Here is a 15,547-nt window from a genome sequence, read left to right as displayed (position 1 = left end):
AGCACTCACCGTACCGGCGTTCGCGGTTCCCCCACCGGGGTGGTGAGTGGCAGCAGCGCGGCCGACACCGACGTGAGCCCGAGAAGGATCAGTCCCTTCGGCTTCCACCAGGGCGGCCTCTTCGCACGCAACAAGGAAGTCGTGGCTGCTCGGTGGTGGCCACGGATGATGGGCATGACGCTCCCTATGGACGGCGAAGGGGGAGCAGAGCCCCAGAGAGCGACGGTGCGGCACCGAACGCAAAGAGTTCGACGCATCGATCGGTGGTCGTCGGGCAGTGCGCGGTGACGTAGACACGGTGCACGCCGACGACGGGGGTGATGGGGACCGAGATGTCGTTCACGGAACCGTCGGCACTTGGCATGATGTGTGCCAGCGGTGGTCGGGCAGGGGAATCGAGCCTGAGCTCTATCCGGGCACCGCCGCCCGACGGCCCCGCGAGCCTCGCCACGGCGAGGGTGTCTCGGACGGTGGAGAAATCGACCCGGTCGTAACGCAGGACAGAAGAGCTTCCGAGGGCACGGGCACCGGGGTGGTCGGGGCCGGCGCTTGTCCCCTGCTGCGATGTGTACGCATTGGCCTGGACGGGGAATCGGGCCGAGAGCGCAGGAGGGGGTGTTGCTTGCTGTGACGGCGGGGCGTCCGGGGCAGGTGAAGGTCCGGACGTAGGGGGCGATTGCCTGTGCGGTCCGAGCTGCTGCTCACAAGCGGTCAGCAGGAGCATGCCGGCGCCAACGCCGACCAGGAAGCCCGCCACCGCGACAGCGGCCCGGGAGCGACGAGGAGACTTCAGGGAGGACGCTGCCCTGCTTCTTCCCCGGCTCCCCCGGGTGGCCGCCGTGGCCCGACGTACACGCGAGGGCTGTGCGGGGGCATCGGCCCGGCCTCGCTCCAGCAACCTTGCCAGGAACGGCGGATCGACCAGTGGTACGGGGATGGCGGCCTTCGCACGCAGGTATCGCTGTCCCGTCCACCATCCCAACAGCCGTACCGGCAGTTGCGCTTCGAGCTGCTCGTCGAGCTGGGACAGGTCTTTGTAGACAGCCGCACAGGCCGGACACGCGCGGAGATGGTCCCAAGCTTCAGCCGGGTCCGCCTCAGGCCGCTGGGTCAGCCGCTCGATCACATCCCTGCAGTCCGGACGCTCCAGCCGCTCGAGGTACAGGTCCGCACGGGCCTGGCGCAGCGCGGTCATGGCCTGGTCGCACGCAGCCGGAACCGCATGGTGATCCAGGCCCGTGATGCGTGCCGTGAACGCGGGATCATCCCGTTCCACCACCGAGTGCCACAGCAGGCACTGGGTGGTGGCCGGGAGGCGCTCGTACGCGAGAGCCAGCTGGCCGTCTTCGCCCCACGGCCACCGTGATCCTGCCGCGACCCAGGCCTGGAAGTCCGGCGACAGCGTGTCGCGCTCCCGGTGCCAGCGATTGATCGCGGCGGTGCGGACCTTCCCCAGTAACTGGGGTCGCAGGCATCCCGGATGACGACGCTCGATGAGCGATTCCCCGGACACCATCTGTTGGAGCAGGTGCGCAAAGACATCTGACGTCACCTCCTGCGCATGCAGCGGACCTCTCACGCATTGCGAGGCGTATGCCTGCACCGCGGCGTAGTGGCGGCGGTAGAGATGCCGAAAGAATTCGATCCGGCCTTTGCGCAACGCAATCATCACAGCAGCGTCGGAAAAAGGTTGCTGTGACGGCCGCGAGCCCAAGAGCAATTGCATTGAGGAGCCTTCCACTCAAGTCCGGTGGTGCCATCGGTGAACTCCGACACGGCGCCACCCTCCCTGCCGGCTGAGACGCTGCTCCTCAGCCGGCAAGGAATTGTAGTGATACTCGCTTAGGTGAACTCGGTAGCGCCGACACGGGGATCGCCTCGGCACCGGCCGTGATGTACGCCGTGCGGCCGCCGATGGCGGACCTCATGACCGCATAAACCCAACGTGCTGAACCCGCTTCGGGAACCGGCCTTGCGGTGACCGACGCGGCGCCGGTCTGGTCGCAACGGACAGTGATCTCCGCGCCCGCCGAACGCAGGGCGCATCGCTGAAGCGCTGGTGGACGTGGTGCGCGAGGACGCTTCGGGCCACCGAGTCCCCCTCGTTATGCGTGTTTGGCTGGTCACAGGAGAAGAGGGTGTTCGACTGCGTCCATCCCGCTGCTTTGCCGAGGCTTTGCCGAGTGGGGTCCACCGTTGAGTGACGGGCTCGTACGGGTTCCGGCCCGGCCTGCCCTGTCACCTGCCCTCGACGAAATAGCGGAGCCGTGTGGAGTTGTAGTAGTTGTAGGTGAGCACGAGGGGGGCGTTCGTCTCGGGCGGCGGGTCGGCCCCTTCCCGCCAGTCCAGCATGCCGAGCACCATCTCCTGCCAGGGCTTGCCGTCCCCTCGGGGGGCGCGCACCAGGTAGCTGCCGTCGTTCTCGACCCACCACAGGGCGAAGCTGAACCGTTGCCCTTCGCCCTCGGTGCGGCAGGGGCACATTCCGACCTCGATGACGTCCTTGTCGATGGCTGCGGAGTGGTAGGTCGCTGCACCGTAGTCGATGCACTCGCCGGTGGCGGCGTTGCGCAGCCAGATGTAGTCCTTGCTGTTCTTGGACCACACGGTCTGCCAGACCTGGTCCTTGCTGCCGTCGCATGTGTTCTGGACGATTGCTGTGCCGGCAGGCTCCACGCATTTCGTGGTGATTCCCCGGTTGCGGAGGGTGCCCGACCATGTGACGGTCCCGAGGTCGACCCCGGTGGGAGACGGCTTGGCCGGCTTCCCCGAGGCCGTACCCGATGCGTGGACGGCCGGCACGGCCTGGCCGGAAGGGGTCTGCTGGGAGGGGGTGGCCGTGATGGTGACGGGCGGCGGATGCTCGACGTCCGTCACGGCCGGCGCCGCCTGCGAGGGCGAGGACTCGGTGCCGTCGTCATCGAACGGCATGGGCAGGATGAGGAGGGCGACCGCGAGGGTGGTGACGACGCCGCCGGCGAGCGCGCCCGAGCGGAGCGGGGAGTCCGCGGCCGGTGGCCACCACCCCGTACCACCGTTCGGGGAGACGCCGCCCAGTGTGCCGGGTGCCATCGCCGCACCAGCGGCACTCGCGCCGGCTTCGGCCATCCGGGCTGCCACATACGCCGAACTGCCCCACAGCAGCACACAGGTCGGCAGCGCCGAGCCCAGCCGCTCGTTGAGGTCGGTGAGTTCGCTCAGCGCGTGAGCGCAGTGCGGGCACTGCGCGAGGTGCCGCTCGAGGTCCTTGTTCGGGCGACGGCCGCTGCGGCGCACCGCGGCTCCGAGCAGGGAACTGTAGCGGCGGCACTCCTCGCTCACCAAGGCGCTTTCGACATGCACGGCCAGGTAGGCCTCGCGCAGCCCTTCCCGGGCCCGGGACGCCAGCGAGCCGACCCCGCTGGCGCCCATGCCGAGCAGGTCGCCGACCTTCGAGGCGGGTTCCTCCTCGACGGCGGTGTGCCACAGGACGGCCTGCCAGCGCTCGGGCAGCGAGCGAAACGCGCGGATGACGAGGCTGTCCTCCTCCAGACGCAGTATCCGCTCCTCGCTGCTCTCCGCCTCGGGACTGTCGGGCAGGTTGCCCAGCCAATGCTCGAAGTCGGCCGACAGCTCGGTGCGCCGTGCTGTGCCCGCCCATTCCGCGGCGACGCGGCGGACAACGGTGAGCAGATACGGGCGCCAGGCGGCCTCCGGACCGCCCCCGGACCGCACCGCCTGCAGCGTGCGGGCGAACGCTTCCGAGACCAGGTCCTCGGCCGTGTGCGGATCACGGCAACACGTACGCGCATAGGACAGAACCGCCGAACGGTGCCGCCGGTACAGCTCCTCCACCGGAGCTTCGGATACTAACTCTCTGATTGCTGACGTGAGTTCGGCGTCGGACAGGGAGCCAACACTATCACCGGACATGCGTAGCAAGGCCTTTCGATGAGGCGGAAGCGACATTGTGTCCGATGCTCGAATGCCAGTGGGAGCGTTTGGGGTAATTCGCTTCGGCGGGGTAGCGGGCGGCGGCACAGAAGCCTGAACAGCTCGAGATGACCTTTGCGACCGCAAGTACCAAGGCAGCGTCGGAGAGCGGCTGCTGCAGCGGTCGCGAGCCGTTGCATAGGAGTCTTCCACTTATCTCCGGTGGCAGGTGGCAGCCGTGGGAGGCGACGGAATTCGCTCAGCTGTAATCCGTGCGTCACTCCGACGAGTTGACGGGGGTGTACGAGGGCGCGCCCGATGCGGGTGCCCGGCCGTCGACGAGACAGCAGAGCCGTACGGCGCCGCACTAGTTGCACGTGAGCACGACCGGCGCGCCCCGCTTTGGATGCGGGTCATTCCCCTCCCCACCAGATGAGCGTGCCGAGCCGCATCTCGTGCCCGGGCTCGCCGGCGCGGAGTTCGATGCGCAGAAGACAACTGCCGTCGCAGCTCGTGCCTGCGGAACAGCCGCCCTTCCCCCGTGGTTCGGCACGGGCCCATGGCGACAGCGATGCTGACGGCATTCCGGTGCGGCGGGCTGTGCCTGCCCGGCCGGCAGCGGTGCGTCGCACGACGGTGAGCAGAGACGGGCGCCGGGCGAGCGTGGGACCGCAGCCGGATCGGGCCTCTCGCACCGCGCGGAATGCCTCCGAGGTGAGATCCTCGGTGCTCCGCGGATCATGGCGGCAGGTGTACGCGTGCGAGAGGACCGGCTCACGATGCCTCCGGTACAACTCCTCCACCACGGCGGCGGATCCAGGGTTCCTCAGAGCGGCGGGGACGGGTTCGGCGTCAGTGGGCGGTTCGTCCTGGTGGTCGACCATGGAGCAGCCAAGCCTTCCGCATTCCATGAAAACAGGGGTCGGTGACGGGGCGACGTACGAACGGGTACGGAAGCCGCCCGGGGTGTGGTGCACGGGGACCTGAGACACGCTGGTGCGTGAGGCGTCCACCGGGCCGAGGAGGCCCCAGGTGCACGCCGTGTACGGTTGTGCCGTCCGCATCCAGGGGAAGCGGATCGTCCGGCGACAGGGCAGCGGCGCCGCGAGCCGGACCTGAACCCGGGCGAGCGGCAGTCCGGGGTGCCGGTCCGTCGTCGGCGACCGGGCAGCCGGCGAGTTCAGGTCGTGAATCACCAGCGCAGCTCTGCGGGCCCGTGCTCCGGTATGGAGCGCCGTGCGCTCTCATCTCACCGCGGACGGTCCGGGGTCGGCAATACGCGGATGGCGGATCACCCATACCCAAGAAATTGCCCGAAGCGTGTCGAACCGCTGTGCTCGCGGACCTCAACCCGGCTCGCGTCCGGCTCAATGACGGGGATACCGGCCGTCACCCGGGTGCCGGCCGCGGTGGCGAGGACGGTGCACCAGCTGCTGTACGCCCGGACCAGTTCGAGTCCTCGCCCGAAGGAGGCGCGGTGCTCCAGCGTGGGGGCCCCGGCGTCATGCTCCAGCCACCGTCCGTTGTCGGTGACTTCGACGCTCAGGTCGACACCGTCGAAGGTGATCAGTAGCGCGACGTCCGGGCTGCCACTGTGGAGCACGACATTCGTGACCAGTTCGCTGACGACCAGCGCCAGCATGTCGTACGGGTCCTTCGGAATCGCCCACCGCCGGGCTGTATGGACCGCGAAGCGACGTAAATCCGGCACGGTGGCGCGCGTCGCCCGGGTGATGCAGAACGCCCGACATCGTGCCCGACCAGGCGGCTTCGCAAGGATCGGTCGAGGGCGGCTGGTGACCGCCCGGCGAGTATGGTCAGTGCTGGCCAAATCGGACTCCGTGGAAGTGCCCGCTGAAACAGGGCATCGAGGATCGGATCGCTCCCACCGTGACTGCAGCCGACCGGCAGGACAAGCAGGCGTGCCGAATTACGGATACGCAAGGTTCGGGCGTTGACTGCACTGCAGGTTGCGGCCGCGGCGCTCGACGAGGCCGCGGTCGACGGCGAGTTGACCTGATCTCCCGGGCACAACAGGGGCCCGGCGCTACGGCACGGGCCATGCCCAACAGCGCCGCCGTCGTACGCGCAGCACCGGCCCCCGTTCGCTCCGCCTTGCTGCCGCCGCCTACGGGAGCGGCGCACCCGCGGAGCGGCAACAACGGCTGAGCAAGCTCTCACAAACCGTCCGGAACAACCCGTCCCCACCACCCACTCACCATGACGAGCACAACGGCCAACTCACCGTGCAGGACGCTGTCTTAGAAGCCGTTCTCTTTCCGAAACCTCGTGTGTGGGTTCGGCTGTTCAGGCATGGGGTCGGGGCTGTTGCGGGAGTCTCGGGCTGTTGCCGGCCGAGATGTCGTGGGGGTGGCGGATGCCGTCGATGCGGGCGGTCCTGGAAGCGCGGCAGAAGGCTGCGGCGGTGCGAGTGGCGACGGCATCTGGTTCGGCCTGTTCACGGGCGAGGAGCAGGTGGCGCCGAACCGCGACGGACGTCGAGTATCCGCGGGCCCCGTCACAGTCACGGCCGCCCCCTCCCAGCAGACGCCTCCGGGCCAGGCCAAGCCGGCCCGTCCACGCATCGGCTGCCGCGCTTGCTCATCGCCCCTCTCGGACAGGCAGGGCGGACCCTCCACACGCACCCCGCCAACTCGGCGCCACGTGGGTCGACTTGGTAAAGCGTAGACAAAGGAGCGGGATGGTCGCCACCTAACACAGTCCTCCCTAGTGACTGCCGTAAACACCACGCACATCTGGGGAACTCGATGGTCCCAAGTGTCCTCTTACACACGGCCGCCCCCTGGCCGCGATCGGCGACGTTGTCAAGACGGCGGAGGAGCTGCGCGAACCAGGCGCCCAGGCGGTCCTGGCCAGTCTGGGGGCGGACGGCCGGCTGCTGGTGGATGCCACCGGCACCTGGTTCGGCCACGCGACCGCGACCGCCCTGCACAGCAACGTCGGCGCGTAAGACGCCTCTCTCGCGGGCTTCCTAGCCAGCGGCAGTGGCCCCCGCCGCCCTGGCGGGCGGCGGTCGCCCACGGGTCCGCGGCCGTCCAGCTGCCGGGCAGCGTCGTGCCGTCACCGGCGGCGCGAGCAAGCACCTGCCGCGCCGCCCTCGGGCAGGCGGAGTGGGCGGCGATCCGGCCGCAGCCGCCCGTGTCGGCCGATGCCGTGCGACCCACGTGGGGCAACTGCATGTCCCCAGTCAGAACGAACCGCACCATCAACTACCCGGAAAGGCAAGACAGTTATGGGTATACGATCCGTCATACGTCGGCGGTCGCTGCTGAGCGCGGCGCTCACCGCACTGGCCACCAGCGCGCTCGTTGTGCCGGCAACCGCCCACGGCAGCACCGGCCAGGACACCGCCCCCGGCTCTGTCGGTACGCGCATCGTCGATGGCCGGTTCGTCACTGAGCAAAAGCCCTCCATCGCCTCGCTCGGTGGCGATCCCCACCGCTGTACCTCCACCATCATCGCCCCGCGCTGGGTGCTCACCGCCGCCCACTGCGTCGGCCCCGGCGACCGCCCCCTCGTGCGGATCGGTTCGCTGGACCGCACCCAGGGCGGCATCACCGCACAGGCTGTCAACGTCATCCGGCACCCCTACTACAACTGGCCCAGCAACGACATCGCGCTGGTGCAGCTGGACCGGGATGTCCGCACCACGTACTCCCCGCTGGCGAGCGCCGGCGACATCGCCCAGTACCAGGCGGCCGAGGTGTACGGCTGGGGCGCCGAGCGGGCCGACTGGGGCGGCCCCCTGCCCACCCGGCTCAAGTACGCCAGGGGCTACATGATCGGTACCCGGTGCACCCCCGCCAACCCCGCCGTGCTGTGCTTCGGGGCGGGCAACGGCACCACGGCCGGCGGCGACTCCGGCGGACCGCTGATGGTGTGGAGCCCTCAGACCGGCAGGTGGGTGCAGGCAGGCGTCAGCGCGGTCGGCCCGAAGCCGTCCGGAGGCTGGAGCGGCTACACCAACATCGCCAACTACCGCACCTGGATCAGGCAGATCACGGGCGTGTAGGCGTCCCGGCCCCGGGGTGGGGAGCGGTCGAGCGGCCAAGAGGAACGACTGCCGCTTCTGGCATTGCCGAACCTGTGCGTGAGGCAATCCCACGGCGACACGCGGCAGTTGAACGCGGCGGGCATGGTCACACAAGACTGCCACAACGGGGGCCTCCTCGGTGCTTGAGCTTCGCAACTCCGAGCTGCCGAGGGGGCCCTGCCTTCATACGCCGGCACCCCAGCGATCACCCGATCCAGAACCCAGCTCGACTGATCAACCCCAGTGAACGGTATGCGGAAGCCTTCTTGGAAGGTGCCTAATGTTGATCAATCAAGAGTGCATCTGGCCTGCGCCCCAGCTTGGCACAGCCCTGGGGCCGCTTCCTGACCCCGCGATCGGGAACGGTCAGGGACTGATCAGCAGCTGTTGGGATCGTGGGCCATGCTCACACGCAAGGCCCTGCCCGTGACCTCACCCACCACCACATCTCCCCCATCTGCTGCGTCCACTCCCGACCAGGATCGGACGAGCCTGCGCACCTGGTGCGGTGCTGCCTGACTTCGGCGTTTCGAGGTAGCTGATCCTGCTCGCGCTGCTGACGGATGGCCGTTTGTCCGGTATGCCGCTGGTGTGCGTTATGTGGATGGGGGCGGGTTGACGGCGAAGGGCCGTCAGCGCCGCGAGGCGGTGCGGTGCGGTGCGGTGCGGTGCGGTTGAAGGCTGCCGGGTTGTTCGCCGAGGGGGTCAAGCCGCCGGAGGTTGCCCGCAGGCTCACCGGCCTGCGCTGGTACCTGGTCGCCCGGGACGTCACCAAAAAGGAATGGCGCACATTCCGCGCCGACCGGGTGGTGAGCGTGCGCCCCACCACCGAACCAGCCGACCTGACCGATCCGCCCGACGCCGCAGCACTGGTCTCCTGGGGGATCGCGAGCGTCGTCTACCCCGTGTACACGACGATCCGCCTTCCGCTCCCCTGGGACCGCGCCCTGCAAAAAGTCCCACCCACCATCGGCACACACAGCCCTGACGGCCCCGAAGCCACCGTGGTTCAGATCGGCGGCAACAGCACCGACCGTCTCGCTGCCTACCTCCTCAGCCTGGCCACACCGCTCACAGTGCTGTCCCCAGACGAGGTACGCCAGGCACTCATCCGCCACGCCCACGCTCTCCTGACAGCCAATCGCTGACAGCGACGACCATCAAGGCGAAGAAACATCACAATCCCCAAGACGGAGAGACTTCACCGCCCCTCACCTTGAAACGCCGCAGTCAGTATGGCCGTGGGCCTTCGGGGCCGTGCTGTTCACTCTCTACGCGGCCGTATCGGTGCGAGACCACCAGCGGACGAGGACCACCGCATTCGACCTGGGCATCTTCGAGCAGGCCGTGCGTTCCTACGCACATGGCCACTTGCCCGTCTCCGAGCTCAAGGGCCCCGGCTTCCCGCTGCTCGGCGATCACTTCTCGCCCGTCCTGGCCACCCCGGCGCCCCGCTGCTGCCGCTGTTCCCGCTCGCACGCCTCGGCCAGCCCACCACCTGGACAAGTAATCCGCGCATCGCCGCCGCCCACCGCGTCCTGGACCACATACCCGACGGAGCAACCGTCGCGGCCTCCAACCGTCTCGTTCCACAGCTCACCAGCCGCACCACTGTCTCTGAATTCGGCCTGCCCGGCCGCAGACCCGTCCCTGAATGGATCGTCGTCGATACCGCCACCCCGCAGGGCCGGCCCGTCTCACGTGCCCAACAAGCTCGCGACATCGATGCTGCACGAGCCCGCGGCTACCGGACAGCCATCGACCGGGACGGCTACCTCTTGCTGCGCCGACCTTGAGCTTCATCCCGTTGCCCGAGCCTCGAAGGCGCTGAGTGTGCGCGATCTTGCCGAGGGTGGCGGCGGTGCCGCGTTGGTCCCCTCGCACGCCGCACATGAGGGTCGAATGACCTGTCCGTCAGTCTTCGGCGAAGTGGCGTTGCCGTGAGCTGTAGAAGTGGTCGTACCTGAGCACGACCCGGAGCGTCCGTCCCGGGCGGCACTACGCAACCACGGGTCCACCTATACGTCTGGCCGGTTCGCTGTCCTCCGGACAGGCCCCCAGCGCGTCTATACGTAAGAAGGCCCGGCGCTACGGGTGTTGAACCGGCTGTGACCGGAACAGCGTCATGGCAGGCATGAAAGCAAGGCAGGGGGACCGTGATGCGTGAGAGCGAGTGGGACACGGCGGTACGCGAGCCACTGGCACTGGCCGCGCCGGACGCGAGGGTGCTGGTTCTGGTCGGTGGAGAGGCAGGGACGGGCAAGAGCTGGTTCGTGAGGTGGCTGCTCGCGCATTCGGAGCTCGGCCGGGCGCCCCGTCTGAATGTGACGTTCACGGCGTCGGGAGCCTGTGTCGTCCGGGAGCCTGCCTGCCCGAAAGGGACCGAGGCGGCGGTGGCCGAGGCCGGGCCCGTACGCCGTCCCGGTGGACGGCTGGCCGCCGCCCCGGTGCCGCCGTGGCCGGGAACGCTCACGGCCTCTTCGCTGGGAGAGCTGGCGGCCTCGCTCGACACCGGTGCTCCGGTGCTGCTGGTGGCCGAGGACGTTCACCGTGCGGACGAGCGGGACGCGCGCGCGCTGCGTACCGTGCTGGCCCATCCCCCGGCCGGACTGAGGGCCGTGCTGACCTATCGGCCCGAGGAGCTGGCCCGTCCTGGGCTGGTGCTGGGTGCGCCGGTGGGGTATCCGGCCGAGTTGAGTCTCGTACGGCTACGGCTCAGGCCGCTCGGCGAGGTCGAGGTCCGCCGGATGGCGATGGAGGCGCTGGGCGAGGACCGCTGCTCGCAGGGGTTCATCGCCCGGCTTCATGAGCGCTCGGGCGGAAACGCGCAGGTGGTGTCCGATCTGGTGGCCGAGGTGAAGACGGGCGCCGGTCTGTGGCACAGCAATGCGGGCGGTCCGCTCCCGGGCGTGAGAGCCGCGGCGGTCGGCCTGGGCCGGCTGACGGCCAGGGACGTGGACGAGGCCGCGGTGCCGGAGCGGCTCACCGAGCTGGTGGTCGGCCGCATGGCGGCGCTGGACGAGGAGCCGCGGCGCGTGGTGTGGGCGGCGGCGGTGCTCGACGAGGCCGCGACGGAGGACGAGCTGGCCTTCGTGGCGGGCCTGTCGGCAGAGGGCGGCCGTGCGGCGCTGACGGCCGCGCTGTCCGAAGCGGTGCTGAACGAGTTGGGGCTCGGCCGGTACGGCTTTCGGGTACCGATGCAGGCCGCGGCCGTGCATCAGCTGCTGCCCGGCCCGGTGCGGCGGCAGCTGCACGATCGCGCGGCCGAGGCCCTGGCGGCACGGCGTCCGGTGCCGTGGGTGCGCCTCGCCCGCCAGCAACTCGCGTCCGGCCGGATCGCCAACTGGCTTCAGAGCGTGGAGAACGCCGCGCGTGAGGCCATCGGCGAAGGGGATCACCCCTCGGCGATCTCGCTGCTCGAGGACACGCTGGCACATCCCGCAGTCGCGCCGTCGGACCGGGCCAGGCTGGCCCTTCTGCTCGCCCACACTGCACTCAAGGGGCTGCGCTCCGACCAGACGGTCGAGGTACTGCGCCGGGTGGTCGACGACCCCGCGCTGCCCACCGCCGCCCGTGGCGAGATCCGGCTCAACCTCGGGAGCCTCATGCACATGGTCAGGCGGAGCGCCGAGGCGCGTGCCGAACTCGTACGAGCAGCTGAGGAGTTGCACAGCAATCCGGTCCTGGCGGCGCGGGCGATGTCATCCCTCGGGGTCCCCTACTGGCCCGGCGGATCACTGGCAGAGAATCTCGCCTGGCTGGCGCGGGCCGAGGCGACAGCGGCCGGGAGCGGGGACCGGATGGTCCAGGCAAGGGTCGCGGTGACCCGGATGACCGTGGTGGTCTGTGTGGGTGATCCGGACGGGTGGCGGCATCTGGAGCAACTTCCCCGGCAAAGCGATGATCTCCGGATTCTGCATGCCTCGGGCAATGGTCTGAGCAGCGCCGCGAATGCCGCCGTCTGGCTCGGTGAGTACGCGCGATCCCGCGAGCTGCAGACCGAGGCCCTGACACTGGCGGCCCGGAGCGGTGCGTCGTGGACAGAACAGTTCACCCGGGCCACGTCACTGGTGGTGGACCTGATGACCGGCCGCTGGGCGGGCCTGGCCGCCCGGGCCCGCGCGATGGTGGCGGAAACGGCCGAGATGCCGGCCGTCGCGGGCGACACACGGCTGGTCCTCGGCCTGCTCGCCCTGGCGAAGGGCGAGTGGGGCCAGGCAGACACCTGGCTCTGCGGTCCCGGCCTGGTCGCAGAGGACGGCGCCGTCCCGCTGACCGCGGCGGCCGCGGGCGGCCGCATCAGGCTCTCGCTGGCCCGTCAGGACCTTCTTGGCGCCGCCCGGGAGGCGGCTGAGGCATGGGCGAGGCTGCGGGCCAAGGCCGTATGGGTATGGGCGGCCGAGCTGGCTCCCTGGGCCGTGGAGGCCACGGCTCGGGCCGGGAGGCGGGACACGGCACGGGAGATGGTGGACGAGTTCGCGGCAGGCATGGAGGGCAGACAGGCGCCCGCCGCCATGGCCGCACTGATGTGGTGCCGGGCCCTGCTCGCCGAGACGGACGGCGACTTCCCCGAAGCAGCCGACCGCTTCCGGCGTGCCCGCACGCACTACCAGGCGCTACCCCGGCCCTACGAGGCGGCGCTCGCCGCGGAGGCCTGCGCACGGTGCGCCGTGGCGGGCGGCCCGCAGAGCGCTGCGGGCGTCCCGGAACTGGCCGCTGCCGCACATGAGCTGGAAGGCATTGGCGCGACATGGGACGTGGCTCGCGTACGGGCGGAACTGCGGGCCCATCCGGGTGCCCAGCGGCGCCGCCCCCGGGGCAGGCCCAGCTACGGCGAACGGCTCTCCCCGCGCGAGGAGGAGGTCGCAGAGCTCGCCGGAGCCGGCCTGAGCAACCGCGAGATCGCGGCCACCCTGCACCTGTCCCCCCGGACGGTGGAACAGCATGTCGCCCGTGCACTACGGAAGCTGGATGCCGCCTCCCGGCAGGATCTTGCCGTCAAACACCGCAAGAACAGCGAACCGGAAAACTGAGCAACGGCCGGTTCCAAGAGTCCTGCGCCGACAGAAAGCCCCGGGGTGCCGACACGCACACGCGCACCGGGGCACGCCGATATCCGTAACCCCGCGCGACGATCCGCCCCCAGAGAGGGCGGCACACGATCAGCCCGATCATTCCGAAACGCGCCGGCTGGCGGCCACTGACTGCACAGGCATCCACGGCCCCGCCCCAGGAACATGTCTTCGACCACCACCCGCCCCAGTCACAGGATCCCGGGTATGACCAGCACACACACGCACAACCACAGGTCACACCGACCAACTGGATCCCGCCGGCCAAGGGCCACGACCGGCCTGCCGTGCTGCTTCAATGAACGAGTCGACCGAGGCCAGGTAGGCGTCGACGGCCTGGCGGAAACCCTCGGCCTCGCGTATGTCTTCCGCGACGGCAACGAGGCGGATGTACGCCTCGCCGGAGGCCGTGTGCACTGCGTTCGCCGCCGCTATCGGCTCGGGGTGACATTCCAGAGAGACGACGGCGAGGGCACGCAGGAAAGGTCCGTAGGAGTCCCGCAGTTGATCCCGGAGCTCTGTGAGGGATGCCAGTCGTGCCTCTTGGTTCTCCACCTTCAGGTACTTGGGGATCCTGCGGTACAGGATCCCCATTTCATTGGCCTGCTGGATGAAGTCCAGCTGTGTGGCTCGGCGTGCCTCGCGCTCCCGAGCGATGTGCGCGGCTTCGGCAGCGGCTTGGGCCTGGATGCGAGCGGCTTGGGCGTTGCCCCTGCTGGTCACCCAGCTGGCTACCACCGCTGTGGCAGCGGTCAGCAGGGCCACCCACAAAGTGCCGTTGTCCATGACACACAGTGTGTGTAACACCGGCCAACTTGCCCAGAGCGCGCCACGCGGACACCGCGGTGGCAACTTCGACGGCTCCGGCTACACCTTCCCCGGTGAAGAACTCCCCTCCGGGCGGCTGGAGATCCACGGCATCGCCTATCTGTTCCCGGCCGCCACCGCGGGAGCCAAGAACAACATCGCCGCCCTCGGGCAGCGAGGTCGGCCCGGGCCTGTGCTCCTCACGCTGAACAACACGGACGGCCCCTGGCCGAGCCGGAAGCCCCACGCGCCGTACTACGGGCGGATCGGGCGGGACCCTGGTGGCTGTCGGAGCCGGTCCGGGTCAGCCGCGCGTACGTCATCGGGCCGGGCGAGATGTATGTCGCCGACCCCCGCTTCACCGCCGTGTACGACCAGCACGCAGAAAGCGCCGCAGAATTCGTCCGCGACGCGCTGAAGGCCTACGTGGAGCGGCACCTGACCGGCCTGCGGCCAGGGCCCTCGCCGCAGCGGATGTGGGCGAGGGCCCCTGCGACCAGATCGAGGACCGCATGCCGAAGGTAGCGCGTGCCTGATGCGCTGAGAGCTCCCAGCCCGTGCGGATGCCGCTGCTGTCGGGTCTCGCTGCAGGGAGAGAGGAGTCGTGCCGAAATACCGTGGAGTCGTGCCGGCCTGCTGCCGTAGCGTTCACTGCGCCCGCACTCGTCCTGACCGGAGACACCGCACCATGAACGTACTTCTGTCAGGGATCGTCGGTTCCACCGCATACGGACTGGCCGGGCCGGGATCCGACGTCGACCGTCTCGGTCTGTTCGCTGTGGACACAGCCGCACTCCACGGCCTGCACCGCCCGGCCGAGTCCCATGTCACCACGGCGCCGGACCGGACGCTGCACGAGGCAGCGAAGTGGTGCCACCTCGCCCTGCGCGGCAATCCCACGGTTACGGAACTCGTCTGGCTCCCCGACGACCTCTACGAAGTGCGCACTGCTCTGGGTGACGAACTGATCGAGCTGCGAAGTTCCCTGCTGTCCGCCAAGCGCGTCCGTGACGCCTACCTCGGCTACGCCACCCAGCAGTTCAAGCGGCTGTACGACCGGGACAACGGATCCCTTTCGGCGGACACCCGCAAGCGGACCGCAAAGCATGCCCGGCACCTCATGCGCCTGTGCCGGCAGGGTTTCGAGCTGTACACCACCGGCCGGCTCAACGTCCGCGTCGAGGACCCTGAGGCCTACCACGCCTTCGGCGATCAGGTCGCGGCGGACGCGACGGCGGCGCTTCCTCTCCTGCAGCGTTTCGAAGAGCGCTTCGACCAGGCGAGGAGCGTCCTGCCGGACCAGCCGGACGAGGCTCCCGTGGAGAAGTGGCTGCACCGTGTCCGCACCGCGCACTACACGCCCTGAGCCGCAGGCCCGCGATACGGACCGGGCCTTGATCCACCCGCCGAACCGGCTCGAGCGGCCCGGGGTTACGGCTCACCGCGGCCGCCGAGGCGGCCACAGTCGGGGTACGCACAAGACCTACAGCCGTGAACTCCCCTGGTCGTGCGAAGGCTACCCCTTCTCCCGCACCGGGTCCGCCCCATCACGAACCGCCCTGTGGCGGTGTGAATGCCCACGATGGCCCCCGTCAGCCAGGCGTGCTTGACCACGCGGTTCGACGACGGTAGGGCGGTCCCGCCAAGCGTAGTAGCCGGACGTACGCCTTCAACGCTAAGGCATACCCGCAGGCTGCTGCGC

At 69.5% G+C, this 15,547-nt stretch carries 12 protein-coding genes and 2 pseudogenes; 9 read left to right on the top strand and 5 right to left on the bottom strand.

All coding sequences use genetic code 11. The annotated features are described in order from the left end of the window. Positions 1–184 precede the first annotated feature (184 nt). From ACFYXH_RS36125 to ACFYXH_RS36110, 4 genes are all read right to left on the bottom strand, one after another. Positions 185–1,669: a carbohydrate-binding protein gene (locus tag ACFYXH_RS36125; RefSeq protein ID WP_389572266.1), complete on the bottom strand. Its 1,485-nt coding sequence runs from the start codon at positions 1,667–1,669 to the stop codon at positions 185–187. Between the two features lie 569 nt (positions 1,670–2,238). After that, positions 2,239–3,834, bottom strand: coding sequence for a sigma-70 family RNA polymerase sigma factor (locus ACFYXH_RS36120; protein ID WP_389572263.1), 1,596 nt, complete (start codon positions 3,832–3,834; stop codon positions 2,239–2,241). A gap of 491 nt (positions 3,835–4,325) precedes the next feature. After that, positions 4,326–5,108 carry an RNA polymerase sigma factor gene (locus ACFYXH_RS36115; RefSeq protein ID WP_389572260.1) on the bottom strand — a complete coding sequence of 261 codons (783 nt, stop codon included), beginning with the start codon at positions 5,106–5,108 and terminating at the stop codon, positions 4,326–4,328. A 95-nt stretch (positions 5,109–5,203) separates the two neighbouring features. After that, positions 5,204–5,743 (bottom strand): ATP-binding protein, encoded by a 540-nt coding sequence (locus ACFYXH_RS36110; protein ID WP_389572256.1) that lies wholly within the window; start codon positions 5,741–5,743, stop codon positions 5,204–5,206. 963 nt (positions 5,744–6,706) lie between these two features. On the opposite strand from ACFYXH_RS36110, the pseudogene ACFYXH_RS36105 reads away from it, so the two are divergent. The 6 genes and pseudogenes from ACFYXH_RS36105 to ACFYXH_RS36080 form a co-directional block, all read left to right on the top strand. Further along, positions 6,707–6,999, top strand: a pseudogene (locus ACFYXH_RS36105) (PfkB family carbohydrate kinase); the annotation flags it as partial. A gap of 166 nt (positions 7,000–7,165) precedes the next feature. After that, positions 7,166–7,945, top strand: a complete 780-nt coding sequence (locus tag ACFYXH_RS36100; protein WP_389572253.1) for a S1 family peptidase — start codon at positions 7,166–7,168, stop codon at positions 7,943–7,945. Positions 7,946–8,634: 689 nt separating this feature from the next. Continuing rightward, positions 8,635–9,114 (top strand): WYL domain-containing protein, encoded by a 480-nt coding sequence (locus ACFYXH_RS36095; protein ID WP_389572250.1) that lies wholly within the window; start codon positions 8,635–8,637, stop codon positions 9,112–9,114. A 109-nt stretch (positions 9,115–9,223) separates the two neighbouring features. Continuing rightward, positions 9,224–9,358, top strand: a pseudogene (locus tag ACFYXH_RS36090) (DUF2079 domain-containing protein); the annotation flags it as partial. Positions 9,359–9,420: 62 nt separating this feature from the next. Then, positions 9,421–9,762, top strand: coding sequence for a DUF2079 domain-containing protein (locus tag ACFYXH_RS36085; protein WP_389572510.1), 342 nt, complete (start codon positions 9,421–9,423; stop codon positions 9,760–9,762). Positions 9,763–10,125: 363 nt separating this feature from the next. Further along, complete coding sequence (locus tag ACFYXH_RS36080; protein ID WP_389572248.1) at positions 10,126–12,999, top strand: LuxR C-terminal-related transcriptional regulator; 2,874 nt, start codon at positions 10,126–10,128, stop codon at positions 12,997–12,999. A gap of 276 nt (positions 13,000–13,275) precedes the next feature. Here the strand turns inward: ACFYXH_RS36080 and ACFYXH_RS36075 are convergent, their stop codons facing one another. Continuing rightward, complete coding sequence (locus ACFYXH_RS36075) at positions 13,276–13,824, bottom strand: hypothetical protein (RefSeq protein ID WP_389572246.1); 549 nt, start codon at positions 13,822–13,824, stop codon at positions 13,276–13,278. Here ACFYXH_RS36075 and ACFYXH_RS36070 point away from each other — a divergent pair. From ACFYXH_RS36070 to ACFYXH_RS36060, 3 genes are all read left to right on the top strand, one after another. Beyond that, on the top strand, positions 13,823–14,263 hold the full coding sequence (locus ACFYXH_RS36070) for a hypothetical protein (protein WP_389572530.1): 441 nt from the start codon (positions 13,823–13,825) through the stop codon (positions 14,261–14,263). The two genes, ACFYXH_RS36075 and ACFYXH_RS36070, sit on opposite strands and share 2 nt — an antisense overlap. Next, on the top strand, positions 14,182–14,370 hold the full coding sequence (locus tag ACFYXH_RS36065; protein WP_389572243.1) for a TipAS antibiotic-recognition domain-containing protein: 189 nt from the start codon (positions 14,182–14,184) through the stop codon (positions 14,368–14,370). Before ACFYXH_RS36070 ends, ACFYXH_RS36065 begins: the two co-directional genes overlap by 82 nt. Positions 14,371–14,533: 163 nt before the next feature. Then, positions 14,534–15,211, top strand: coding sequence for a DNA polymerase beta superfamily protein (locus ACFYXH_RS36060; RefSeq protein ID WP_389572241.1), 678 nt, complete (start codon positions 14,534–14,536; stop codon positions 15,209–15,211). Positions 15,212–15,547 lie beyond the last annotated feature (336 nt).

Origin of the sequence: Streptomyces sp. NPDC002730 (assembly GCF_042888805.1) — a bacterium.
Classification (GTDB): Bacteria; Actinomycetota; Actinomycetes; order Streptomycetales; family Streptomycetaceae; genus Streptomyces.
The sequence above is the reverse complement of the archived record's forward strand: the minus strand, read 5'-3'. Positions and strand labels throughout refer to the sequence as shown.

Excerpts from the sequence above, each read along its gene's own strand:
- ACFYXH_RS36065 (WP_389572243.1), top strand. The coding sequence starts at position 14,182 with ATGTATGTCGCCGACCCCCGCTTCACCGCCGTGTACGACCAGCACGCA.
- ACFYXH_RS36125 (WP_389572266.1), bottom strand. The coding sequence starts at position 1,669 with ATGATTGCGTTGCGCAAAGGCCGGATCGAATTCTTTCGGCATCTCTAC.
- ACFYXH_RS36100 (WP_389572253.1), top strand. The coding sequence starts at position 7,166 with ATGGGTATACGATCCGTCATACGTCGGCGGTCGCTGCTGAGCGCGGCG.
- ACFYXH_RS36070 (WP_389572530.1), top strand. The coding sequence starts at position 13,823 with ATGACACACAGTGTGTGTAACACCGGCCAACTTGCCCAGAGCGCGCCA.
- ACFYXH_RS36060 (WP_389572241.1), top strand. The coding sequence starts at position 14,534 with ATGAACGTACTTCTGTCAGGGATCGTCGGTTCCACCGCATACGGACTG.
- ACFYXH_RS36080 (WP_389572248.1), top strand. The coding sequence starts at position 10,126 with ATGCGTGAGAGCGAGTGGGACACGGCGGTACGCGAGCCACTGGCACTG.
- ACFYXH_RS36075 (WP_389572246.1), bottom strand. The coding sequence starts at position 13,824 with ATGGACAACGGCACTTTGTGGGTGGCCCTGCTGACCGCTGCCACAGCG.